The following is a 25093-nucleotide window of genomic DNA, read 5'->3' as shown; positions in this document are numbered from 1 at the left end:
CGCCGACCTCCTACGCTTTGCGCCCGGCCTGGCAAACCCGGCGACATCCTGCTACTGGGCAACAAATGCTCAATCACACTGACCGTAATAGTCACCGTGTGCAGAAATCTTGGATTTTGCCGATTACGACGGGCGACGGCGCAGGAGGCTCTAGACCCCGATGATGCCGTCGATGTCGCGCGCCATATCAATGTCGTTCTGTGTGATGCCACCTGCGGAATGTGTTACCAGCACGAAAGTCACTGTTCGCCAACGGATATCGATGTCCGGGTGATGGTCTTTGGCTTCCGCGTGCTCGGCCACCCGGCGCACGGCGTCGATCCCGTCGAGAAACGCCGGGAACTTTATCTTGCGGCGCAAGACGCCGTCGGCACGCTCCCAACCGTTGAGGCTGGGCAGTGCGGCGTCTACTTGCTCATCCGGTAATACAGCCATGTTTGCAACGTTACGCCGCAGGCCCATTCGGCGTGCCCGACGCACCTCGACCACCGACTTGTTGGATTCTGCGACTTGTGCCAAACCCGCGCCGTATCCTTCGTGGTATCGGGGCAACCCCATTGTGGGCGCCTCGTGTCGTTGGGTGGACGGGACCTTAAGCCTTGGGGGCCCGCATGTTTCGTTGGGTGATCGGTGCGGCAGTAGTCGCAGCGGCCGCCATGATCGGTGCCGCAACGCCGGGAATGCCGGCGGCTTCGACCTCGTTGTCCTGCCCGGCGGGCACCTACCAAGGATCAAGCGGTGACTGTGTGCCGGGCCCGGACAACTCGGATAGCAACGTCACCGCCGTCTGCCGAGATGGTTCCCATTCCCACAGCGAACACCGCAGGGGCACCTGCTCCGGTCACGGCGGAGTCGCCCAATGGTGCCCCTGCACGTTCACCTCGCAACACGGCTACTGGACGCAGGCCGCAGGCATCTCGTCGACGTCTGGGGCGGTAGTCCGCCGCGACGGTATACCGTCACTGGCCATGCCGCATCAGATCGTGGTCGCCGGAGCCATCATTAGCGGTTCCACGGTGCTGGTGGCGCAACGACTCCGTCCGCCGGAGTTGGCGGGCCGCTGGGAGCTACCGGGCGGCAAGGTCGCGCACGGCGAAACCGAGCGCGTGGCGCTGGCGCGCGAACTGGCCGAGGAACTGGGACTCAACGTCAACGACATCACGGTGGGCGACCGGTTGGGGGCCGATATCCCGTTGAGTGGCGGCACAATACTGCGGGCATATCGCGTCTGCCTGCTCGGTGGTGAACCGTATCCGCGCGACCACCTCGCTCTGCGCTGGGTGACGGCGGACCAGCTGGACGATGTCGATTGGGTACCGGCCGACCGCGGTTGGCTCCACGATCTGGCCCGGGTTCTTTGACGGCCACGCGGTCAGCGACGCACATGCGATGAGCTGCTCGGTTCGCCATCTCAGCCCCCCCGCTGCCACAATCTCCGTCGTGTCGTTTCGCAATGTCGCCATCGTCGCCCACGTCGACCACGGCAAGACCACGTTGGTTGACGCCATGCTGCGGCAATCCGGTGCGCTGCACGAGCGTGGTGAGGTGCAAGAACGTGTGATGGACAGCGGCGACTTGGAGCGGGAAAAGGGCATCACCATCCTGGCCAAGAACACCGCCGTGCACCGCCATCACCCGGACGGGACGGTGACCGTCATCAACGTGATCGATACCCCGGGTCACGCCGATTTCGGTGGCGAAGTTGAGCGCGGGCTGTCCATGGTGGACGGGGTGTTGCTGCTGGTCGACGCGTCCGAAGGTCCGTTGCCGCAGACGCGGTTCGTGCTGCGCAAAGCCCTGTCTGCGCATCTGCCGGTGATTCTGGTGGTCAACAAGACCGACCGGCCCGATGCGCGCATCGCCGAGGTCGTCGAGGCCAGCCACGACCTGCTGCTGGACGTGGCCAGCGACCTCGACGAGGAAGCGTCCGCGGCCGCCGAGCATGCGCTGGGCTTGCCGACGCTTTACGCCTCCGGGCGCGCCGGTATCGCCAGCACCGCCCAACCCGACGATGGCGAGGTGCCGGCGGGCGCCAACCTCGACCCGCTGTTCGACGTGCTGATGGAGCACATCCCGCCGCCGTCCGGCAATCCCGAAGCTCCCCTGCAGGCGTTGGTGACCAACCTCGACGCGTCGGCTTTCCTGGGCAGGCTCGCGCTGGTCCGCATCTACAACGGCAAGCTGCGCAAGGGTCAGCAGGTGGCGTGGATGCGCGAAGTCGATGGGTTACCCGTGATCACCAGCGCCAAGATCACCGAATTGCTCGCGACTGAAGGTGTCGAGCGTAGTGCCACCGAGGAAGCGGCGGCAGGGGACATTGTGGCGGTCGCAGGGCTGCCCGAGATCATGATTGGCGACACGTTGGCCGATCCCGATCACGCCCATGCCCTGCCCCGTATCAGCGTCGACGAGCCCGCCATTTCGGTGACGATCGGCACCAATACCTCGCCGCTGGTGGGCAAGGTGTCGGGACACAAGCTGACCGCGCGCATGGTCCGCAGCCGCCTGGATGCCGAGCTGGTCGGCAACGTCTCGATCCGCGTCGTCGACATAGGCAGGCCCGACGCCTGGGAGGTGCAGGGCCGCGGGGAGCTGGCGCTGGCTGTGCTGGTCGAGACGATGCGTCGCGAGGGCTTCGAGCTGACGGTGGGCAAACCGCAGGTGGTCACCAAGACGATCGACGGTCAGCTACACGAACCGTTCGAGGCGATGACGATCGACTCGCCAGAGGAGTTCGTCGGTGCAATCACCCAACTGATGGCCGCCCGCAAGGGACGCATGGAGGAGATGACCAACCATGCCGCCGGTTGGGTCCGAATGGACTTCGTCGTGCCCAGCCGAGGCTTGATCGGTTTTCGCACCGATTTCCTCACCCTCACTCGCGGCACCGGCATCGCCAACGCGGTGTTCGACGGTTACCGCCCTTGGGCGGGGGAGATCCGCGCCCGGCACTCCGGGTCGCTGGTGTCCGACCGATCCGGCACCATCACGCCCTTTGCGCTGCTGCAGCTGGCCGATCGGGGCCAGTTCTTCGTTGAGCCTGGTCAGGACACCTATGCGGGCATGGTCGTCGGGATTAACCCGCGTCCGGAAGACCTCGACATCAACGTCACCCGCGAGAAGAAGTTGACGAATATGCGGTCGTCGACCGCCGACGTCATCGAGACGCTAGCCAAGCCGCTCGAACTCGACCTCGAACGAGCCATGGAGTTCTGCGCGCCCGACGAGTGCGTCGAGGTGACTCCCGAGGTGGTCCGGGTGCGCAAGGTCGAGCTGGATGCCACCGCCAGGGCGCGCAGCCGGGCCCGGGCGAAGGCCCGAGGTTAGCTTGGGGTCGCGCTGCGCGCACGAGTGTAACGGTACGGCGAATCCCTGCGCGGTTTGTCGCCGCCTCGTTACCCTGGCTGAACGCATACCGCGATTGGCGCTCGATACCCTGGTGGGCATGCCAGGACTCGACCGCCACATCCGGGTGACGGTCGGTGTGCTGATCTCGGTGCTGGCCACGGCACTGTCGGGCTGTACGGTCAGCCCGCCGCCGGCACCGCAGAGCACCGATACGACGCACAACGCGCCACCGCCGCCACCACATCCCACCCAGATCATCATGGGTATCGACTCGATCGGAGCCGGCTTCAACCCGCATTTGCTGTCGGATCTATCGCCGGTGAACGCCGCGATCAGTGCGCTCGTTTTGCCCAGCGCATTCCGCCCGGTGCCCGATCCGAACGAACCGACCGGTTCCCGCTGGGAGATGGACTCGACCTTGCTGGTGTCCGCCGAGGTGACCAGCGCAAGCCCGTTTACGGTGACGTACCGGATCCGACCGGAGGCGCAATGGACCGACAACGCGCCCATCGCCGCCGATGACTTCTGGTACCTGTGGCGGCAAATGGTCAGCGAGCCGGGTGTGGTCGATCCGGCCGGTTATGACCTGATCACCGGGGTTCAATCGCTCGAGGGCGGCAAACAGGCCGTTGTCACCTTCGCGCAGCCATACCCGGCCTGGCGCGAGTTGTTTAGCAATCTCCTGCCGGCGCACATCGTCAAGGATGTCCCGGGCGGATTCGCCGCGGGACTGGCCCGGGCGCTGCCCGTCACCGGTGGGCAGTTCCGAGTGGAGAACATCGACCCGCAACGCGACGAGATCCTGATCGCCCGCAACGACCGCTATTGGGGGCCACCGGCCAAACCCGGTCTGATTCTCTTCCGCCGGGCCGGTGCGCCGGCGGCGTTGGCCGACTCGGTGCGTAACGGCGACACACAGGTGGCACAGGTGCACGGCGGTTCGGCGGCTTTTGCTCAGTTGTCGGCCATTCCCGACGTGCGCACCGCCCGGATCGTGACACCGCGGGTCATGCAGGTCACGCTGCGCGCCAATGTGCCGAAGCTGGCCGACACACAGGTCCGCAAGGCGATCTTGGGTCTGCTCGACGTTGACCTGCTGGCTGCGGTGGGCGCTGGCACCGACAACACCGTCACCTTGGATCAGGCCCAGATCCGTTCCCCTAGCGACCCGGGCTATGTGCCGACGGCGCCTCCGGCTATCAGCACCACGACGGCGCTGGGGCTGTTGGCGTCATCGGGATACGAGATCGAGAGCAGCACGTCGGAGTCACCCGAGCCGCCGGGAGCCGGTACCAGCACCGCCCCGGTCAGCACCGGGCCGCCGGAAGTCACCCGTGGCCGTGTCAGCAAGGACGGAAAGCAGCTTTCGCTAATTATCGGAGTGGCGGCCAATGACCCAACCTCGGTGGCTGTCGCCAACACCGCTGCCGATCAGCTGCGCAACGTTGGGATCGCCGCGACCGTGCTGGCGCTCGACCCGGTGACGCTCTACCACGACGCGGTAAACGAAAACCGCGTCGACGCCATCGTGGGCTGGCACCAGGCCGGCGGCAGTTTGGCGACGCTGTTGGCATCGCGCTACGGCTGCCCCGCGTTGCAAGCCACGACGGTCCCGGCGCCCGACGTAGTGACCACCGCCCCGGCCGGAACCAGCGGATCCACACCGGGTCCCGGGCCGGTGACGCTGACGCCGACGGTGCCCAGCCAACCACTGCCCCCGGGCGCTCTTGTTCAGGCGCCGTCCAACCTCACCGGCATCTGCGATCCCAGCATCCAGTCCAATATCGATGCCGCCCTCAACGGCACCAAGAACATCAACGATGTCATCACCGCGGTCGAACCTCGGCTGTGGAACATGTGGACCGTCCTACCGATCCTGCAAGACACCACGATCGTCGCGGCGGGCCCCAGTGTGCAGAATGTCAGCCTGTCCGGCGCGGTGCCGGTCGGCATCGTCGGTGATGCCGGCAGATGGATCAAAACCGGGCCATAGCTTTGGTGCGCCCCGCGTAAAGCTATGGGAAATGGCCATTTTCACCTCTGCTGTGCACATCCCGGCCAATAAATCGCGGGTGCGGCAGATTATTGCGAACGGATTGTGTCGAAAGCCCTAAGGCAAGACGCATGTCGCGATACGCTCCTGCTCATGGCTGCCCTGATCGGGCCGGGGATGGCCAGTAATGAAGCGCGGTGGGGAGGCCCGAAATGTCTTTTGTAATTGCAGAACCGCAGTTTTTGTCAGCGGCCGCAACGGATTTGGCAAGTATTGGTTCGACCATAAACACGGCCAGCACTGCCGCAGCGTCCGCGACGATTAGCGTGCTGCCCGCGGGCCTTGATGAGGTTTCGGCGGGCATAGCGACGCTATTTGGGTTGCACGGCCAGGCATATCAGGCGCTCAGCGCCCAAGCCGCGCTGTTTCATGAGAACTTCGTGCAGGTTCTGCGGGCGGGCGCGGAAGCCTATGCCGGCAGCGAGGCCGCAAATGTGCAGGCGATGCTGACGGCCGGACCGGGGGGTCTGTTGGAGCAGGTGGGGCGGGCGCAGGCCGGCTTCAGTGCCAACTTGGTTAGCGGAGAACTCGCTTTCAACCAGGCTCTGGTCGCCAACGAAATGGCGGTAGGCCAGGCGGTCGCCGCGGTCAACCCGATCCTTGGCGGCATGGTCATCAGCGGATTCAACTCGGCCAACCTGGTCGTGGGGGCCGGCCAGCAATTCGTTAATACCATTGTGGGAGCGCAAGTTCCGGCGAACTTTGGTGCCAGCTTGCTGGTAAATGGAGCGGTGCAAGGCGGCGGGCAGCTTGGCTTCTCCGGGCTGGTGCAAACGGGTCAGGCGTTGATGGGCAGCGTCAATGGCGCCCTTACTGGAATGGGTAACCAGCTGAGCACCGTATTGTCGGGCAGTCTTGGTGTCGGGCTTCCCGATCTCTCCGGGCTGGGTGCTCGGGTAGGTAGTGCGTTGTCGGGGAGCTTCAGCGGCGGGTTGCCCAACTTCTCCGCGTTGGTACCAAGCGGTGAAGCGCTGACGGGCAGCTTCAACGGTGCGCTTGGGAATTTGGGCGCCCAGCTCAACGGTGCCTTGTCGGGGAGTCTGGGTGCCGGCGTTCCTGACGTGTCGGGACTGGTGCAGACCGGTGCAACATTGATGGGCGGCTTTGGTGCTGCGCTTGCGGGGTTGGGTGCCCAACTGAGCGGTGCACTGTCCGGGACTATCGGTGCCGGCTTGCCAGCCCTGACCGCGTTGGTCCAATCCGGAGAAGCCTTGACCGGCAGCTTCACTGGCGCGCTTTCCGCTTTGGGCGCCCAGCTAGGTGGTGCCTTCTCGGGCGGCCTGGGCGGCGGATTGCCCGGGCTTGCCGGGCTGGTTCAGACCGGTGAATCCCTCGCGGGCAGCTTTAGTGGTGCGCTCAGCGGGTTGGGCGCCCAGCTGAGCGCCGCCTTGTCGGGTAATCTGAGCGCTGGGCTGCCCGGGCTTGCCGGGCTGGTTCAGACCGGTGAATCCCTAGTGGGCGGACTCAATGCCGGGTTCGCCGGGGTGCTGGGCGACTTCGGGGTGAACCTTCCCACGCTCACGGGCAGTTTGACCGGTGGGTTGTCCACCTTCGGTGCCCAAGTCGATGCCGCTGTGACGGGCGGATTGAACGGTGACTTCACCGGTTTCTACACGCTGGTGGACACGGTGTCGGCGTTGCCAGGTGGCGCGGTGGCATTGTTGGGTCAGGCCCAAACTGGTGTATTGACCGGGCTGGTCAATGGCGAGTTGGCGTTCAACGAAGCGTTGGTCGCAAATGAGCTGGCGTTGCAACAAGCAATCTTCGGCACCGACACGGCGCTCAATGGCGCAGTCAACCATGGATTTAACGCGGCCAATCTGCTGATCGGCACGGGTGAGCAATTCGCCAATGCGCTGTTGGGTGCCCCGACGCCGGTGGACTTCACCAGCAGCCTGCTCATCGGCGGCTCGGTCGAGGGTGAGATCCCGACCGGTGGTCTGCTGGGCGCCGCCCAGCAGGTGCTGTTGCTGAATGCAGCCTTGGGCGGACCGGTGATCGACACGTCGTTGTTGGGTCCGTTCGGTTCGGCCGCTTTTAACGCCGATGTGCTCAGCGGCCAGCTGGCGTTCAACCAGTCGTTGGTTGCCAACGAGATGGCGTTGCAGCAAGCAATTTTCGGCACCGACAGTGCTCTTAACGGCGCGGTCAATCACGCCTTTAGCATGGTCAATTTCGTGCTCGGTACCGGTCAGCAAGCTGCCGACGCCCTGTTGGGAGTCCCGGTGACGGCGGACTTTACTGACAGCCTGCTGGTCAGCAGTCCGGCGGACGCCTTCGGCGGCGTCACGACGGGCGGCTTGGTGGGAGCCGTTGAGCAGAAGTTCTTGATGGACGCGGCCTTCCTCAGCGTCTTTGGCGTCCCGCTCCAGGTGACCCTCGATGGTCGGCTGCCCGACCTGGTCGCTCAGCTGACGGGATCCTTCTCCGGCAACGTTGGCGGTGGCGTCGAAGTTGGCGGTGGGGGCGAGGGCGGCGGCGAAATGCCCTAGCCGCCGTCGTCGCTCGTTCGGCATATCGGGTGTGCCTGTTGCATGACCGAAGGCCGGGTCGAAAGAGCGCCTCGAGAGTCGCCGCCCAACGCGTCAGTCAGCTTGTACCGCAGTGGGTTTAGGTGGGATAACGGTGTCGACGATCAGCGCCAACTCCCGCCGGTTCGGCGGTGTTCCGGTGAGCATGAAGTGCTGGTTGATTAGCGCGGGTCCGATGCGCGCGGTGAACGGGGTAACTGTGTCGGGATCGAGGTCGCCGTCGCGAACGGCGGTTCGCAGGATGGATTCGACAATTCGCAGCCGGGGGCCCACCACGGAGTCGGCGAATATCGAGCGCAGTTCGGGCTCGTGAACCAGCTGGCCGATGATGACGAGACCGGGAAAGTCGGTCTTGCCGCCAAGGACATCGCGGTGTGCGGTGAACACGCTCAGTAGGTTCTCTCGTGCGGACCGGCCTGGGCGTGGTTCCGGCAGTGGCGGCACAGCGTGATGCAGGGCGGCTTGTACCAAGTCATGCTTGCAGTCCCAACGCCGGTACAGCGCGGCTTTGCCGGTGTGTGCGCGCGCCGCGATCCCTTCCATCGTCAGCCCCCCATATCCGACTGCCGCCAGTTCAGCCAAAGTGGCCGTGTAGAGTGCACGTTCGAGCACTTCGCCTCGCCGGCGGCGGCTCCTGCCGGTCGTCGTTATGGTCTGGGTCGGCTGCGCCATTGCTCAATAGTAGCCGCTGGCGTTCCTAGTTGTTGCGGTTCAGCAGAACTGCGGTACGACCACGGCAGCGGCCATCAGCGATGGTTGGCGCGCTGCGTCGCAGCGCCATCAGACGACGGTAACGGCTGCGGCAGCAAGGTTTTCGCGTGCAGAACCGCCCTCGCGGGTAGTGTGGCGATCCATGTCTGAGACGCCACGTCTGTTGTTCGTGCATGCCCATCCAGACGATGAGAGTCTCAGCAACGGGGCCACCATCGCCCACTACAGCGCCCGCGGCGCGCAGGTGCAAGTCGTCACCTGCACGCTAGGGGAGGAGGGCGAGGTCATCGGTGAACGGTGGGCTCAACTTGCCGTCGATCACGCCGACCAACTCGGTGGCTATCGCATCGCTGAACTCACCGAGGCGCTACGACTGCTGGGTGCCGGCGGTCCCACCTACCTTGGCGGCGCTGGCCGATGGCGCGACTCAGGAATGGCTGGCACCGAGCAACGGAGTGGGCGCAGATTCGTCGACGCGGACGAACGCGCGGTGGTGGGGGCGCTGGTGGCGATCATCCGCGAGTTGCGCCCTCATGTCGTGGTGACCTACGACCCTGACGGCGGCTACGGCCACCCAGACCACGTGCACGCTCACCGCGTCACCACGGCCGCGGTCACGGCGGCCGGCGCGCGGGACTTCCCCGGCGAACCGTGGACGGTACCGAAGTTCTATTGGGTGGTGCTGGGGCTAAGTGCCTTCCTGGCCACCCGGCGCGAGCTGGTGGACGCCGATCTGCGGCCCGACTGGACCGTCGCGCCCGAAGACATTCCGTTTGCATACTCCGACGAGCGCATCGATGCCGTCGTCGAAGGGGATCGGGCTGCACACGCCGCCAAGACCGCTGCGCTGGCCGCACACGCCACCCAGGTCAGCGTCGGCCCGACGGGCCGCGCGTGTGCCTTGTCGAACAACCTGGCGTTACCGATCCTGGCGCAGGAACACTATGTGCTGGCCGCCGGTAGGCCGGGCAAACGCGACGGGCGTGGTTGGGAAACCGATCTGCTGGCCGGTCTGGGATTCACCGGCTTCGACACGTAGGCTGCCAATCAGGCAGCCACGGAAGGAATTTTGTATGGACCCCGACCTGGACCCTAACTTGCAGCACTGGCAGGACCGGCTTGACAGCCTGCAGTGGGTCATCGGTTCGATACTCTCCCAGATCGACAGCGTCCCGACCTGACCGAAACTACGCCGCGCGCCGCCTCGGGTGAAGAGACCGGCGCGACAGATCCCGCTATTCGCATCGTTGTCTTGGCGTTGTTGGCTGTCGACGGGGTGTTATCCGCACTCGCCGGGGCTCTGCTGCTACCGACCTACATTGGTCCGGTGCCCTTTCCGATCAGCGCCTTGATCAGCGGGCTGGTCAATGCCGCCCTGGTGTGGGCAGCGGAGCGATGGACCAAGTCGCCGCGTGTAGCCGCGCTGCCGTTGTGGACGTGGTTGTTGACCGTGGCGGTGTTGAGCCTGGGTGGTCCGGGGGACGACATTGTGTTGGGTGGGCAGGGGCTGATGGCGTATTCGGCCCTGATCCTCATTGTGCTGGGGGTGATACCGCCGATGTGCGTGTTGTGGCGGCGCCCGGTGCGCGCCTAAGACTAGGCGGGCAGCGGCGGTAGGGCGGACCCAATCGGCGGGAACGGCGGAAGGAAGTTCCGCACCCATTGGATCTCGGTTTGGATGAACTGGTTGACGGAGTTCGTGGTGGCCGACCAGAAGTTGTTCAGCCCCTGACTGAAAGTAATTGTCCCGTCCAGCCAGTCAAGAGTGTTGAACAACGCGCTCTGCACCATCGGCTCAAAAAGGTAGTAGAAGAAGTTGATCTGCGGCGCCAGGATTCCGATGTAGGGCAGCCAGCCCGCCGCCCAGGCGGCGACGTTAAAGCCGTACTCCACCCAGGGCTCGACGCTGTAGTAGAGGTTTTCGATAGCGGTGGCCACCGATACGGGTATGACCGCCGCGGGCGCGGCCGCGGCGCTGGAGATGGGGCCCACCAGGGCGCCGGCGGCCGCCATGCCGCCGGTGGGGGGCAGTGCCAGCGCACTGGCACCTAGCGGGCCGGCGCCGGTCGCGCCGGCGAAGGCGCTTTGGAGCTGGCTCACGGCTTTGGACGCCAGGCCGCCTGGCGGGCCGCCTTGACCGATCAGCGGCTGTCCCAGCAGCTTCTCGGCGGGTGTATTTACTGCATCCAGCAAGGTCCGCGCGGCGTTGGCCTCAGCGGAGGCATACGAGCTCGCGCCCGCGTTCAGGGTGGCGACAAACTGGTCGTGAAACGTTGTCAACTGCGCACTGAGCCGCTGATAAAGCGCACCATGTGCGGAGAACAGCGTCGCGACCTGCGTCGAGACCTGGTCGGCGGCCGCCGCCACGACTTCGCTCGTCGGAACCGCTGCCGCCGCGTTGGCCGCACTGATGGTCGAACCGATACCGGCTACGTCCGAGGCCGCCGCCATCAGCGCCTGCGGCGCGGCGGCTAGATACGACATCGCACAAACACCCCCTGATTTGCCTTCGATTGCTAGCGTATCTCGATCGCCGCTGAATCGCGCTGAACTGACCAAACGCATCGGGGTGCTGGTCAGTCGCGTGCTGGTGTCGGCCTGCCGCTACTGTTGCGACTATGGCACTCGCCAAAGTTCGGATTCTTCACGCGCGGATGAAATCAGACCGAGGGGATGTTGCACCAACGTGCCGCTGACCTCAAGCCAGGAGCCCACGGCTCTACCTAATCCCGTCGTCCCGCCCAAACGCAGCACGTCAGCGCTACGGCGGGTGCTGCGGCGGGCCCGAGACGGTGTGACGCTGAACGTTGACGAGGCGGCGGTCGCGATGACGGCACGCGGTGACGAGCTGGCCGATCTGTGCGCAAGCGCGGCTCGGGTGCGCGACGCGGGTTTGGAATCGGCCGGACGTCGGGGCGCCGCCGGCCGGCTGCCGATCACCTATTCGCGGAAGGTATTCATCCCGGTCACCCACCTGTGCCGCGACACCTGCCATTACTGCACGTTCGTTACCGTTCCGGGCAAGCTGCGCGCTCAAGGCGCCGGAATGTACCTGGAACCTGACGAGATCGTCGATGTGGCCCGCCGCGGTGCCGAACTCGGTTGCAAGGAAGCATTGTTCACTCTCGGTGACCGTCCCGAAGAACGTTGGCCAGAGGCCCAGGAGTGGCTCGAGCAGCGCGGTTACGATTCCACGCTGTCTTACGTGCGGGCAATGGCGATCCGGGTGCTGGAAGAGACCGGCCTGTTGCCCCACTTGAACCCCGGGGTGATGAGCTGGTCGGAGATGTCGCGACTCAAACCGGTGGCGCCGTCGATGGGCATGATGCTGGAAACGACATCGCGGCGCTTGTTCGAAACCAAGGGGCTCGCGCACTACGGCAGCCCGGACAAAGACCCGGCGGTGCGATTGCGCGTCCTGACTGACGCCGGTCGGCTCTCGATTCCGTTTACCACCGGTCTGCTTGTCGGCATCGGGGAGACCCTGACCGAACGTGCCGAGACGGTGCATGAGATTCGGAAATTGCACAAAGAGTTCGGTCATGTCCAGGAAGTGATCGTGCAGAACTTCCGGGCCAAGGAGCACACCGCAATGGCGTCGGTTCCCGATGCCGGAATCGAGGACTACCTGGCGACCGTGGCGGTTAGCCGTCTGGTGCTGGGTCCGGGCATGCGTATTCAGGCCCCGCCGAATCTGGTTTCTCGCGATGAGTGCCTGGCGCTCATCGGCGCCGGCGTCGACGACTGGGGCGGAGTCTCTCCGCTGACGCCCGACCACGTCAATCCAGAGCGGCCGTGGCCGGGTTTGGATGAGCTGGCCGACACCACCGCGCACGCCGGTTATGACCTGGAGCAGCGGCTAACTGCACAACCCAAGTATGTGCAGGCCGGCGGTGCGTGGATCGACCCGCGGGTACGGAAACACGTTGAGGCGCTGGCAGATCCGGTGACCGGACTGGCGCGTGATGTCAACCCGGTGGGCATGCCATGGCAGGAACCCGACGACGTTGCGTCGTCCGGCCGAGTCGACCTCAACGCGGCCATCGACACCGAGGGCCGCTGCACCGACGCCCGCAGCGATCTCGACAGCGCTTTCGGCGACTGGGACGCCGTCCGCTCACATGTGCACGACCTGGTGGCCCGCGCTCCCGAGCGAATTGACACCGACGTGCTCGCTGCCTTGCGTTCGGCCGAGCGCTCGCCGGCCAGCTGCACCGACGAGGAATACCTGGCGTTGGCCAGCGCTGACGGTCCTGCCTTGGATGCGGTTGCTGCACTGGCGGATTCGTTGCGCCGCGAGGTCGTCGGCGACGACGTCACCTTCGTGGTGAACCGCAACATCAACTTCACCAACGTCTGCTACACGGGTTGTCGATTCTGCGCGTTCGCGCAGCGTAAAGGCGATGCCGATGCGTATTCGCTATCGGCTGACGAGGTCGCCCAACGCGCGTGGGAAGCCCACGTCGCCGGTGCCACCGAGGTATGCATGCAGGGCGGCATCGACCCCGAACTGCCGGTTACCGGTTACGCCGACTTGGTGCGTGCGGTCAAGGCGCGGGTGCCGTCGATGCATGTGCACGCGTTTTCGCCCATGGAGATCGCCAACGGTGTGACCAAAAGCGGGCTGAGCATTCGGGAATGGCTGATCAGCCTTCGTGAGGCGGGGTTGGGAAGCATTCCCGGTACCGCCGCCGAAATTCTGGACGACGAGGTGCGTTGGGTGCTCACCAAGGGCAAGCTACCGACGTCGCTGTGGATCGAAATCGTCACTACTGCGCACGAGGTCGGCTTACGTTCGTCGTCGACGATGATGTACGGCCACGTCGACAGCGCCCGCCATTGGATTGGCCACCTCAATGTGTTGCGTGACATCCAGGACCGCACCGGCGGTTTCACCGAGTTCGTGCCGTTGCCGTTCGTGCACCAGAGCTCGCCGTTGTATCTAGCGGGTGCCTCCCGACCGGGACCCACTCATCGCGACAACCGCGCGGTGCACGCCCTGGCTCGGATCATGCTGCACGACCGCATCCCACATATCCAGACCAGCTGGGTGAAACTCGGCGTCGAGCGCACTCGAGTAATGCTCAATGGCGGTGCCAACGACTTGGGCGGCACGCTGATGGAGGAGACGATCTCACGGATGGCCGGTTCCGAACACGGCTCGGCAAAGACCGTCGCCGAGCTGGTCGCAATCGCCGAGGGAATAGGCCGGCCTGCTCGCCAGCGCACGACCACCTATTCGTCCTCAGCGGCCTGAGACGCTCTGGAACAGCTGTTGGGCAGCGGCTTTCGCCGTGTGCTCGCACCGATCGGGTGGCGACGCACCTGTTGTGCGTTGATCGACGGGGCCGCCCAGGTGGTGTTCTGGCAAATATCAATGGCGTGCGTTCGAGCTAAACCGATTCGTAGTTGTGCCCGGCCAACGGTATCGCAGATTAACCGATAGCTCTGTTTAAGAGTTATTTCGAGAATGGCGTGGTTTCCCGACGGGACGCCGCGACACGGCGAAATCTGGCTGATACGTTCGACGCTTTTCGTGCCGCTTCTACAGATGTAGAACGGTCAGAAATGTTGTGGCAGAACACGGTCCAATGGATTAGTGGCGATCGGTTCGGCGGCAGCGGTGATGGCGCGAACCCGTCGGGGAGTTCCGGTGTGTCGAATAGCCGACAATGCCGTGCGAAACCTTGCCGCATCGGAAAATCGACGCTAACAATAGTCCTTCAATACTCCTAGGTATCTAGTTGGGTCGTAAATAGTCGATCGGCGAGGACGGCTTATGTCTATTTTGGTCGCGAATCCGGAAATGTTTATGGCAGCCGCGATGAATTTGGAGGTCGTTCGCTCGACGGTGGACGCGGCTAATGCGTCGGTGAGTTGGACGGAGAAGATGGCGGCGATGGCGGCCGACGAGGTGTCGGCGGCCGTTGCGACGTGGTTCGGCACGTACGCTCGGGAATATCAAGCCGTGACCGCTCAAGCGTCGGCATTTCATGCGAGGTTTTTGCAGACCTTGACCGCGAGTGGGATGTCGTACGACCTCGCCGAGTTGGCCAACGCATCGTCGTTGCCGAGCATGGTGCGCGCACTTATCGGCGCCGTTGGTGGGCAACGAGATTCGGCTGCCAGCAGCGGCGTTGGTGGCAGCCCCGCCGGCCGGGGGGCCGGCGGGGAAGGACACGGGCGGGTTGCGGCCAGCACCGCGCCGGCAAAGCCGAGTACCGGCAATACAACCAACCCGGCGGGCAGCGGCAGCAGCGGTGACGGATCCGGCGCGGTGGCGAGCAGCGCCGCGACCTCCACCGCTGCGACCCGCACAGGTAGCGTCAGCGGTGGTGGTGAAAGCGCCGGTAACGGCAGTGCCGCGGCGGCGACGAGCGGTACCGCCGCGGCCAGTGGCAATACCACCACAACGAGCAGTTCCGAAGCGCCCAGCGGCGACAGCAGTGTTGTGGCCGGCAGCGGCGACGCCGGCGGGGGTGGCAGCGCCGTGACGGGTAGCGCCGCCATCACCAGTGCCGCGCTTGCCGCCAGCGGCACCGGCGATGGCGGGTTGGCGGCGACCTACTCGACGACCTCCCATTGGGAGGGCGGCTTCATCGGAAAGTACACAATCACGAATTCGGGCGATACTTTCGCGAGCGACTGGCAGGTCGAATTCGATTTGCCTGCAGACGAATCCATTACCAATGTATGGAACGGACAGCTGGTCCAGTCTGGCACGCACTACACGGTGACACCCGAATCTTGGACGCAGACCATTGATCCCGGTGGTTCGGTCACTGTTGGTTTCCAGGCCGCGCAGAACGGGACATACTCGGAACCAACGAACCTGGTGGTCAACGGTCAGCCCGCTGGCGAGGGTGGCACAACCGGTGACGGTACTAGCGGTGGCACCGGGGGCACCACCGGTGGCACCGGGAGCGGCGATACGGGTAGTGGCACCGGCGATGCCGGCACCGGGAGCGGCGATACGGGCAGTGGCACCGGCAATACCGGCACCGGCGATGCCGGCACCGGCGATAGTGGCACCGGTGCCGGTGGCAGCGGTGCCGGTGGCAGCGGTGCCGGTGGCAGCGGCGACGGTGGCGGGGGAACCGATGCTGTCGACTATAGCGGCATAGCCGCCGCGTACACGGTGACATCGCAATGGGACAACGGTTTCGTCGCGAACTACACGATCAGTAATACCGGCGACACCGCGCTGACCGACTGGCAGGTCGAATTCGATTTGCCTGCAAGTGAATCCATTACTAGCGCGTGGAGCGGACAGATTACTCAGGACGGCACCCATTACACCATCACCCCCGAGTCGTGGACGCAAACGATCGACCCGGGCGGTTCGGTCGTCGTCGGTTTCCAGGCGATGCAAAGCGGCGCCTACTCGGAACCAACGAATGTGCTGGTCAACGGGCAACCTACCGGCGGCGGCACCAGCGGAGGCGGCACCAGCGGCGGCGGCACCAGCGGGGGCGGCACCACCGGTGGCGGCGGCACCAGCGGCACAGCGGCGGGTGGGGAATACTCCCCGTACGTCGACATCACACTGTGGCCCTCGAACGACGGCTACGATTTCGCGTCTGCCGCAGACGCGGGAGTCAAAGACGTCACGCTCGCCTTCATCACGGCCGATCCAAATGGCCAAGCGGCGTGGGGTGGCTACTCGGCGTATGACGTCAGCGGCGGCTCGCACAGTTGGTACATCGACAATCAGCTCACCAATATGCACGATGCGGGCATCGACGGGACTATCTCATTCGGCGGCGCGGCCGGCACCGATCTCGCCGTCTACGCAGCGGCGAACAACGTATCGGCCGCCGAGCTGGCTCAGCAGTACCAGCAGGTGATGTCCACCTACGGAATCTACGACATCGACTTCGACGTCGAAGGTGCGATGCAGTCCAATACCGCGGCACTGACGACGCAGGCGCAGGCGATCGCCCTGGCGCAGGAGTGGGGTGCGGCCAACGGCACCCCGGTTACCGTCTCGTACACCCTTCCGGTGTTGCCCACGGGTCTGACCTCGGACGGGTTGCGGGTTGTCCAGATCGCACAAACCAACGGCGTCGACATCTCCACGGTGAACATCATGGCAATGGACTACTACGACCCGTCGTACGCGCCCTACGACATGGGCACCTTGGCGATCAATGCGTCGGAAGCAACCCATAGCCAGTTGATGACGCTGTACCCGTCGCTAACGAGCGAGCAGGCCTGGTCCATGCTGGGGGTCACGCCCCTGATCGGAGTCAACGACGACCCCAGTGAGATCTTCACCATCGAAGACGCTCACCAGCTCGCCGCATTCGCCGACCAGCACAACATCGGCCAGCTGTCCATGTGGGAGTTGCCTCGTGACACCACAGGTACGTTGGGCGCGGTCGATGCCCCGGACGGCAGCGGAGTGCAACAAGATCCCTTTGAGTTCTCACAGATATTCGAGCAGTACATCGACGAGCCGACCGCATCTGACTAATGCCCCTGGCTATGCGGCGGCTGGCCCGCGACTTCGTTGGTTGGCCGGCCGGCATGGAGAAGACCCGAGGGCAGTTGACCGTCGGCAACCGCGAACCAATCGGAAAGCCCAATTGTCAACGATGCCCGGCATCGAGACAGTGGGGCAGGCGGGCGCCGTCGCGCAGCTAGTTAACCCGCAATGGGACGAATGCCTGTCGTTATCGAGGCAGGCCCAACCGCAGGAGGCCTCAGTCGCTCAGTAGTTGTTGCAGGAGGCGGCGACGGATTCGACCAGCCCGACGTACTGGGAAGCCCCCGGCATGGCCTGCAGCTGTGCGGCCATTTGAGCGCGCCGCGGCGGCGGTGACGCCAGGAACGAATGCAGCCAACCCTGAGCCACCGGCGACGCATTGAATTGCGCCGCTGCGCCCGGATCGGTGGCGTTGAGCGCCGCCATCACCTGCCCGTAGTTGCAGGTCGTATTGATAACCGTATCTAGGGGGCTTGCGGATGCGACCCCGGCCCCAACGCTCAACGAGAGCGCAAAAGCGCCGGCCGCGACACCCAAACCCTGCAGCGACAACCTCATTTGTGGACACCTTCCCCAACTATTGCACCGCTAAGAACGGCGACGACATCTGCCCAGCGGTTGCCGTCTTTGGTCAAGACTAGCAGGCGCTGCAGCCTTGCTCATCTCAAACTTGCTATCGGATCACCCCGGCTGGCCGTAACAATTCGCAGCTCAGAGGGGGTAATCGACAGAGTTTCACTGTGGGTGAAACGGAGGACCGAGCATCCCTAGATCCGGGCCGCTAGTTCGGTGCCCTGCTTGATCGCGCGTTTGGCGTCCAGCTCGGCTGCGAACGCGGCGCCGCCGATGATGTGGGGATCGGCGCCCCTGCGCCGCAGGTCACCTTCCAGGTCGCGCACCGGCTCCTGCCCGGCGCAGATCACCACGTTGTCCACCGCGAGAACCTGTGGCCGCTGCCGGTCGGCACCGAAGCTGATATGGAGGCCGGCATCGGAAATCCGCTCATAGTTCACGCCGGAAAGCTGGTGGACTCCCTTGGCTTTCAACGACGCGCGGTGCACCCATCCCGTGGTCTTCCCGAGTCGCTTGCCCTGCGGGCCCTTGGTGCGCTGCAGCAGGTACACCTCACGCGCCGGCGGCGCCGGCAGGGGAGCGGTCAGGGCGCCTCGGGCCTCCTGCGGATCGACGATCCCCCATTCGGCCTTCCACTCCTTGAGGTTCAGGGTCGGTGAATGGTCGGTGACCAGCAGTTCGCTCACGTCGAATCCGATACCGCCGGCGCCGACCACGGCCACCGTCCGCCCCACCGGTTTGACGCCGGTGATGGCCTCGCCATAGGTCAACACCTTGGCGTGTGCGATGCCGGGAATTTCCGGAATGCGCGGCGCCACACCGGTGGCCAGCACGACGTCGTCGAATCTGTCCAACCCGTAGCCGGTCAACTCGTCGGCCGTGACCCGGGTGCCCAGCCGCACCTCGACACCGTGCTTGGCCAGCATGGTGGAGAAATACCGGATGGTCTCGCTGAATTCCTCTTTGCCGGGAATGCGGCGGGCCAGGTCGAACTGCCCGCCGATAAAGTCGTTGGCCTCGAACAGCGTGACCCGGTGGCCCCGCTCGGCGGCGGTGACCGCCGCGGCCAGGCCGGCCGGGCCGGCCCCGACGACGGCTACTTTGCGAGCTCGCCGGGCGGGGGACAACGTCAACAGCGTCTCGTGGCCGGCCCGTGGATTCAGCAGACATGACACCGTCTTCTTGACGAAGACGTGGTCGAGGCACGCCTGATTGCACGCGATGCAGGTATTGATCTCGTCGACCCGATCGGACTGGGCCTTGCGTACCCACTCCGGGTCGCTGAGCATCGGTCGGGCCATCGATATCAGCTGCACTTCGGTGCCGGCCAGGATCTGTTCGGCGGCTTGCGGCATGTTGATGCGATTGGACGTCATCACCGGGATGCCGACGTGTTCGGCTACGGCGTTGCTGATGTCGACGAAGGCGCCGCTGGGCACCGAGGTGACGATGGTAGGAACTCGCGCCTCATGCCAACCGAACCCGGAGTTGATAAGGGTCGCCCCGGCATCTTCTATCTCGGTTGCCAGCGAAAGGATTTCGTCCCAGCTTTGGCCGTTTTCGACGTAGTCGGCCATCGACATCCGATAGCAGATGATGAAGTCGGGTCCGACGGCGGCGCGGGTACGGCGGACGATCTCGATCGGAAACCGACGGCGGTTTTTCGCCGTGCCGCCCCAAGAATCGGTGCGCTTGTTGGTGCGCGGCGTCAGAAACTGATTGAGCAAATACCCCTCACTGCCCATGATTTCGACTCCGTCGTAACCAGCTTCTCGGGCTAGCTCGGCACAACGCACAAAGTCGTCGATGGTTGCTTCGACGCCGCGCGACGACAGCGCTCGCGGCCGAAACGGGTTAATTGGGGCCTTGATTGACGATGCGCTGACCGAAAGTGGATGGTAGGCATAACGTCCTGCGTGCAGGATCTGCAACAGGATCTTGGCATCGGAGTCGCGTACTGCGCTGGTGATGCGACGATGCCGGCGGGCTTGGGTTGACGACACCAACTCCGAGGCGAACGGAAACAGCCACCCGGTGCGGTTGGGTGCGTAGCCGCCCGTGATGATCATTCCGACGCCACCGCGAGCGCGTTCGGCGAAGTATTCGGCCAGCCGATCGGTGTGGCGGGCGCGGTCCTCCAGCCCGGTATGCATGGAACCCATGACCACCCGGTTGCGCAGCGTGGTGAACCCGAGGTCTAACGGGGACAACAGGTTTGGGTAGGGGCTTGTCATCATTTCTCCTCGAGTGCTTGAGCTACCTCGTCCAGCCAGTCGATGGCACTTTCTTCGGCTCGGATTCCGCCTCGCAGCACGACGTACTGATGTAGCGCGGCACCGTGCAGTGCGGACGGATCGGGGAAGGTGCGTTTCTGGACTCCGCGGTAGGTGTCCAACGCCTCGACGCGTTCGGCGCGCAGCGCAACGACTTGGTTGCGCAGCGTTTTCCGGTCGCCATAGATCGCGCCGCGCAGCTTGACTGCTATGTCGCGGGTGCTGCTGTCGGTCAATGCGCTGACGCGGCCAGGTCGAGTCGGGCTGGGCGGCTCGGCGATCCAGCGGGCCAATTCCGTGCGGCCACTTTCGGACACCGAGTAGACCTTCTTGTCGGGGCGGCCGTGCTGGACCACCGTTTCCGCGTGCACCCAGCCGCTGTTCTCCATCGACCGCAATGTCCGATAAATCTGTTGGTGGGTGGCGGTCCAGAAATGGCCGATGGAACGGTCGAACCGGCGGGCCAGCTCATAGCCCGAGCCGGCCTGTTCGGACAGCGACACCAATATCGCGTGGGGTAGCGCCACCCGCGCAGCATAGATGTCAACGGAAGGCGCTATGCAACTGGGTGCATATCGGGCGGGTATCCCAGGGCGTGCCAATTGCTCGAGTTGTATGTGCAACGTTTAGTATCAGTAACCGAACGCATCGGCGGTAGGCGGCCGGGGGCCCCACGGCGAAGCGAACAGCAGCCCAAAACTGAGCAATACATGAGGACACGTTGAGGAGACGTCCGTGACGTACACGATCGCCGAACCCTGCGTCGACATCAAGGACAAGGCATGCATTGAGGAATGCCCGGTCGACTGCATTTACGAGGGTGCCCGGATGCTGTACATCCACCCCGATGAGTGCGTTGACTGCGGTGCGTGCGAACCGGTCTGCCCGGTCGAAGCCATCTACTACGAAGACGACGTGCCCGACCAATGGAGCCACTACACGCAGATCAACGCCGACTTCTTCGAGGAACTTGGTTCGCCGGGCGGGGCGGCCAAGGTCGGTATGACCGAGAACGACCCGCAAGTGGTCAAGGATCTGCCACCGCAGGGCGAAGACGGCTGAGCGGGTCCCTCGAGCACCAGGATCTCCAGAGTCGCCGGCCACGGATGTCGGCGTCTTTGCCGGAGTTTCCTTGGGACACCCTGGCCAACGCGAAGGCCAGGGCCGGGGCCCATCCCGATGGGATCGTCGACCTATCCGTAGGAACCCCGGTGGACCCGGTGGCGCCGATGATCCAGAAGGCGCTGGCGGCCGCGGGTCCGGCACCCGGTTATCCGGCCACCGCGGGTACCGCGCGGCTGCGTGAGTCCGCCGTGGCGGCCTTGGGCCGGCGCTACGGGATCACCGGGCTGGCCGAGTCGGCGGTGCTGCCCGTGATCGGCACCAAGGAGTTCATCGCTTGGTTGCCGACGCTGCTCGGCCTGGGAGCCACAGACGTCGTCGTGGTTCCTGAGCTGGCGTACCCGACCTACGACGTCGGTGCCCGGTTGGCCGGTGCACGGGTGCAACGGGCCGACTCACTGACTCAGCTGGGCCCCCAAACGCCGGCACTGATGTATCTGAACTCACCAAGCAACCCCACCGGCCGGGTGCTGGGGCTGGACCATCTGCGCAAGGTGGTCGACTGGGCACGCGGCCGCGGGGTCCTGGTAGCCTCCGACGAGTGCTACCTGGGTCTGACCTGGGATGCACCGCCTCCGGGACCGTTGTCGGTGCTGCACCCGACCGTATGCGGCGGCGACCACACCGGGCTGCTGGCGGTGCACTCGCTGTCGAAGAGCTCATCGCTGGCCGGCTACCGCGCCGGTTTCGTTGCCGGAGATCCCGACCTGGTCGCCGAATTGCTGGCGGTCCGCAAGCATGCCGGCATGATGGTGCCGACGCCCGTGCAAGCCGCGATGGTTGCCGCGCTGGACGACGACGACCATGAAGAGCAGCAGCGGGAGCGCTATGCGCGGCGGCGGGCGGCATTGCTGCCGGCGTTGCGGTCCGCGGGTTTCGCCGTCGACCATTCGGATGCTGGCCTTTATCTGTGGGTCACGCGCGGCGAAGGGTGCCAGCGGACGGTCGCGTGGCTGGCCGAGCGCGGCATCCTGGTGGCGCCCGGTGATTTCTACGGACCCGGTGGGGCCCAGCACGTGCGAGTGGCGTTGACCGCCACCGACGAGCGCATCGCCGCCGCGGTCCAGCGTCTCGCCTGATCGGGGCGGCGGCTCAGCGCCAGGTGGTGCGGAGTTGGGTTGTGACCGAGAGCGGGTTGTCGCCGCGGAACAGATCCAGGATGGCCCGACCTTCCGGTGAGTCCGCCGAGAGCAGCCGGGGTGGACCGATGTGTTCCCGCCACGATCGCGTCAGGCACTGCCGGCGGTCCTTGCGTCGGGCGAACCAGTGCGGCACCGGATGCCAGGCGATCGCGCCGGGAAGCGGGAGACCGATGGCCGCTCGGGACGCGAAGATGGCGCGGGCAACACGCGAGGTCGGCGGCGTGAGGATCTTGCGTCCGATGAGGTAGCGCGGTTCGGTCAAGGGGGCCAGCAGCTCATCGAGCGCGGCGGTGAACCGCAGTGACTGCTCGGTTGGCACCCCGCCGAGTTCACAGCGGATCCAGCCGTCGTGGTCGGTCACGATCCGGAGCGCTTCGGATCCTCGCTCCGCGCTACCCGCGGCTTTCATCGCGTCCGCGACGGCGGCGGCGAGTCGCTCGAAAGCGTTGGGCGCCTGGGCCAGCCGGCGATTTTCGGTGGCCACAGCCGTCGCCAGCACGCCGGCGCCCGCGGCACTCAGGCCGCCCGCGGTGGTGGCACCCGCGAGTGGCCCGAGGGTGGCGGCGGCGATCATGCTGCAGGCGCCGACACCGACAATCGAAACGCCGGCCAGCGCGCCCCTGGCCAGCCGGACCGGGCTGAGGTGTCCAGGCACCGTTGGGGTGAGCGCGGACGCCGGAATCGTGGGTGCGGCGACCCCGAGCGGGCGGGCGGACCGCACCCGGATGGTGGCTACGTCGATTCCTTCATAAGGTTCGCCGATGCGCCACCAGGCCCTGGCATCGGCTCGTTCTGCGGCGCGTTGCAGCGATCGCGCGGTAATGGCGTGGGCATCGCACGCGGGAGGACTATACGGTGACAGCGCCGGATCGCAATGCGTCACACCCGATTCGATAAGCCCCTGGGGGCACGCCGCGTAATACCCGTCGTGTTTGCGCACCAAACGCAGGTAATCGGCATCACCGCGGGGGTGGTCGGTGGTGAAGCAGCAGACCGACCAATTGTCGGCGAGCTTGTGATCGTCCGAGGGATCTTTGCGAATCGCGCGACCGCGCATCTGGGTGATCGCCGCTCGCGTGGTCGCGCTCGTCAGATCGATGTTGACGTTGACCGCCGCGCAGTCCCATCCCTCGCCGAGGAGTGCACGGGTGCCGACCATGACGCGGGATCGTCCGGACAGAAAGTATTGGGTAGCCAGCGTGACCCACACCCGGGGCGTGAAGGTGTTGCCGCCGCGCAGCACCCGCAGTGCGGGGTGGGTATCCAGCGGCACGGCCGTAACCTGTGCGCCGCGTTGGGCGCAAAAGCCGATCAGGTCGGTTTCGACCGAAGCCGGGCAGGCGAAGGTTTGGCCGGTCACCAACAGGGCGTTGAGGGGGGCGCTGCGCCGGCCGTCCGATGCGGCGAGCATCGCGGTGACGAGTTGGGCCGACCCCGACTGGTCGCCCAGCGGCGCTCCCTTCAGCGCTGCCGGTGGGGTGCCGGACATCGATTCGAAATCGCACAGAACCAGGGCTCTCATGCGCGCTCCGAGCACAGTATCTTCGGTGTCCAGTATGTGCGCGGTGGCGGCGATCTTTGACTCGGACAAGGCGCACACTCGATCCACCGGTGAGGTCGTGACCCGCACGCCGCGACTGGTCAGTCGGTAGCCCAGGCCGGGTAGTACCCGCTTGATGGCGGTCAGTGCGTGCGCATCTCGGGGATCAGCGCTGTGCTGCAAGTGCCCGACGCTGAAGTCGGTCAAGATGTTGACCCAATCCTGCGCGTCGGGAGCGACCCGGTGTTGTTCGCGCAGGCGGGCACCCTCAGGCAGCGGGACCAGGCCGTCGTAGGCGAAACGCAGGCCACTGAAAGCGAGGTCGGGTTCAACGCGTTCGAACGTAGACCAGGCAATCTGGTTGCCCTCGCGGGTGGATCGGTCCACGATTCGGACCCGCAGCCACGAGGCCAGCGACATGGTGCCGACCTGTTGATCGATCAATGCCAGCATGAGATCAGCGAAGCGAGCCCGGTGGGTCGCCACCCAGGCCTGCTCCTCGGGTGTGGGTTGGGTCAGATAGACCAGCTCTTGATAGGGCGCGAGGTCGCCTTCCTTGACCAGCGCCGGTGTTGGAACGACGAAGTCGGCGGTGCCGAACAGCTCATCGTGCAGGGTGTGCTGCCATGCGGTGAGCTCCGTGGCCGGGGTCGCCGTCAGGCCGATTAACCCCGTCTGTGGTCCGAGTACCGATGCCAGCGCGGCCACCAGCGCACCCCACGTTGCCAGCAGATGGTGACATTCATCGAGCACGAGCGTCCACGGGCCTAGCGTCGTTGCCCGTTCGATCAACGCTCTTCCGTTGGGGTGCAGCAACTCCAGCAACGCTTGCTGGTCGCGACTGCGCAGCGCGCTGCGTCGAACAGTCGCGTCCAAGTCGTCGTCGATGACCGCAAGAGACTGATATGTCAGCACGGTCATCGCCGAGGTCAGATCCCGCCCGGTCCCACACCGTGCGGCCGAAGGGTCCGTGGACGGAAAGCGGTTGTCCCACGCCGCGGCCCACTGCGCCTGCACCGCCGTGTTGGGGACCAGAACCAAGGTGCGTCGCCCTAGCCGACGCGCCGCTTCCAGCCCGATCATCGTCTTTCCAGCGCCGGGCGGCAGGACCAGGTAACACCGGTTGTCTCCGGCGGCGACATCGGCATCGAAGGCGTCGAGCGCTTGCCGCTGATACCCGCGCCAGTTCCCGTCAAAGCAGCGCGATGCCAGATCCCGGTTGGGCTCCACGAAAGCTCACCCTAGCCAAACATACTGGCGTGCAACGCCCGTATAGCATCGATCATCTCGCCCTACGGCGCCAGCGCAGCCA

Annotated in this window: 17 protein-coding genes and 1 pseudogene; 11 read left to right on the top strand and 7 right to left on the bottom strand. The window is 65.2% G+C overall.

Features of this window, described 5'->3' with window-relative positions:
* Positions 1–150 precede the first annotated feature (150 nt).
* Positions 151–435: a 4a-hydroxytetrahydrobiopterin dehydratase gene (locus MB901379_RS18085; protein ID WP_158017875.1), complete on the bottom strand. Its 285-nt coding sequence runs from the start codon at positions 433–435 to the stop codon at positions 151–153.
* Between the two features lie 176 nt (positions 436–611).
* Between MB901379_RS18085 and MB901379_RS25110 the strand changes: the two are divergent.
* From MB901379_RS25110 to MB901379_RS25105, 5 genes and pseudogenes are all read left to right on the top strand, one after another.
* Positions 612–851, top strand: a pseudogene (locus MB901379_RS25110) (DUF3761 domain-containing protein); the annotation flags it as partial.
* 117 nt (positions 852–968) lie between these two features.
* Positions 969–1361, top strand: coding sequence for a (deoxy)nucleoside triphosphate pyrophosphohydrolase (locus tag MB901379_RS24800; protein WP_174237114.1), 393 nt, complete (start codon positions 969–971; stop codon positions 1359–1361).
* Positions 1362–1440: 79 nt separating this feature from the next.
* Positions 1441–3327 (top strand): translational GTPase TypA, encoded by a 1887-nt coding sequence (typA, locus tag MB901379_RS18075; RefSeq protein ID WP_158017873.1) that lies wholly within the window; start codon positions 1441–1443, stop codon positions 3325–3327.
* Positions 3328–3445: 118 nt separating this feature from the next.
* Positions 3446–5341, top strand: coding sequence for an ABC transporter family substrate-binding protein (locus MB901379_RS18070; protein WP_408632303.1), 1896 nt, complete (start codon positions 3446–3448; stop codon positions 5339–5341).
* A gap of 212 nt (positions 5342–5553) precedes the next feature.
* Positions 5554–7893 (top strand): PE family protein, encoded by a 2340-nt coding sequence (locus tag MB901379_RS25105; RefSeq protein WP_158017872.1) that lies wholly within the window; start codon positions 5554–5556, stop codon positions 7891–7893.
* Positions 7894–7986: 93 nt separating this feature from the next.
* On the opposite strand, the gene MB901379_RS18060 is transcribed toward MB901379_RS25105, so the two are convergent.
* Positions 7987–8604, bottom strand: a complete 618-nt coding sequence (locus MB901379_RS18060) for a TetR/AcrR family transcriptional regulator (protein WP_158017871.1) — start codon at positions 8602–8604, stop codon at positions 7987–7989.
* A 181-nt stretch (positions 8605–8785) separates the two neighbouring features.
* On the opposite strand from MB901379_RS18060, the gene mshB reads away from it, so the two are divergent.
* A complete protein-coding gene (mshB, locus tag MB901379_RS18055) occupies positions 8786–9682 on the top strand; it encodes an N-acetyl-1-D-myo-inositol-2-amino-2-deoxy-alpha-D-glucopyranoside deacetylase (RefSeq protein ID WP_158017870.1) in 897 nt (298 codons plus the stop codon).
* Positions 9683–9775: 93 nt separating this feature from the next.
* On the top strand, positions 9776–10237 hold the full coding sequence (locus MB901379_RS18050) for a hypothetical protein (RefSeq protein ID WP_158017869.1): 462 nt from the start codon (positions 9776–9778) through the stop codon (positions 10235–10237).
* 2 nt (positions 10238–10239) lie between these two features.
* On the opposite strand, the gene MB901379_RS18045 is transcribed toward MB901379_RS18050, so the two are convergent.
* Positions 10240–11127, bottom strand: coding sequence for a PE family protein (locus MB901379_RS18045; RefSeq protein ID WP_158017868.1), 888 nt, complete (start codon positions 11125–11127; stop codon positions 10240–10242).
* A gap of 202 nt (positions 11128–11329) precedes the next feature.
* Here MB901379_RS18045 and MB901379_RS18040 point away from each other — a divergent pair, with 202 nt between their 5' ends.
* Together MB901379_RS18040 and MB901379_RS18035 are read left to right on the top strand one after the other, a co-directional pair.
* Positions 11330–13900 carry a bifunctional FO biosynthesis protein CofGH gene (locus tag MB901379_RS18040; protein WP_158017867.1) on the top strand — a complete coding sequence of 857 codons (2571 nt, stop codon included), beginning with the start codon at positions 11330–11332 and terminating at the stop codon, positions 13898–13900.
* 522 nt (positions 13901–14422) lie between these two features.
* Entirely contained in the window at positions 14423–17119 is a 2697-nt protein-coding gene (locus MB901379_RS18035; RefSeq protein WP_158017866.1) for a cellulose binding domain-containing protein, read from the top strand.
* A 237-nt stretch (positions 17120–17356) separates the two neighbouring features.
* On the opposite strand, the gene MB901379_RS18030 is transcribed toward MB901379_RS18035, so the two are convergent.
* From MB901379_RS18030 to MB901379_RS18020, 3 genes are all read right to left on the bottom strand, one after another.
* Complete coding sequence (locus tag MB901379_RS18030; RefSeq protein ID WP_158017865.1) at positions 17357–17689, bottom strand: hemophore-related protein; 333 nt, start codon at positions 17687–17689, stop codon at positions 17357–17359.
* Between the two features lie 209 nt (positions 17690–17898).
* Complete coding sequence (locus tag MB901379_RS18025) at positions 17899–19938, bottom strand: NADPH-dependent 2,4-dienoyl-CoA reductase (RefSeq protein ID WP_158019283.1); 2040 nt, start codon at positions 19936–19938, stop codon at positions 17899–17901.
* Positions 19938–20504 (bottom strand): PadR family transcriptional regulator, encoded by a 567-nt coding sequence (locus MB901379_RS18020; RefSeq protein WP_158017864.1) that lies wholly within the window; start codon positions 20502–20504, stop codon positions 19938–19940. Before MB901379_RS18020 ends, MB901379_RS18025 begins: the two co-directional genes overlap by 1 nt.
* Before the next feature lie 208 nt (positions 20505–20712).
* Here MB901379_RS18020 and fdxA point away from each other — a divergent pair, with 208 nt between their 5' ends.
* Both fdxA and dapC read left to right on the top strand, forming a co-directional pair.
* Complete coding sequence (fdxA, locus tag MB901379_RS18015; RefSeq protein WP_158017863.1) at positions 20713–21039, top strand: ferredoxin; 327 nt, start codon at positions 20713–20715, stop codon at positions 21037–21039.
* 44 nt (positions 21040–21083) lie between these two features.
* Positions 21084–22178, top strand: coding sequence for a succinyldiaminopimelate transaminase (dapC, locus tag MB901379_RS18010; RefSeq protein WP_158017862.1), 1095 nt, complete (start codon positions 21084–21086; stop codon positions 22176–22178).
* Positions 22179–22191: 13 nt separating this feature from the next.
* Here the strand turns inward: dapC and MB901379_RS18005 are convergent, their stop codons facing one another.
* On the bottom strand, positions 22192–25011 hold the full coding sequence (locus MB901379_RS18005) for a DEAD/DEAH box helicase family protein (protein WP_158017861.1): 2820 nt from the start codon (positions 25009–25011) through the stop codon (positions 22192–22194).
* Positions 25012–25093 lie beyond the last annotated feature (82 nt).

This window comes from Mycobacterium basiliense, assembly GCF_900292015.1.
Lineage (GTDB): Bacteria > Actinomycetota > Actinomycetes > Mycobacteriales > Mycobacteriaceae > Mycobacterium > Mycobacterium basiliense.
Note: the sequence above shows the minus strand (reverse complement) of the source record. Positions and strands in the feature narration are given on the sequence as shown.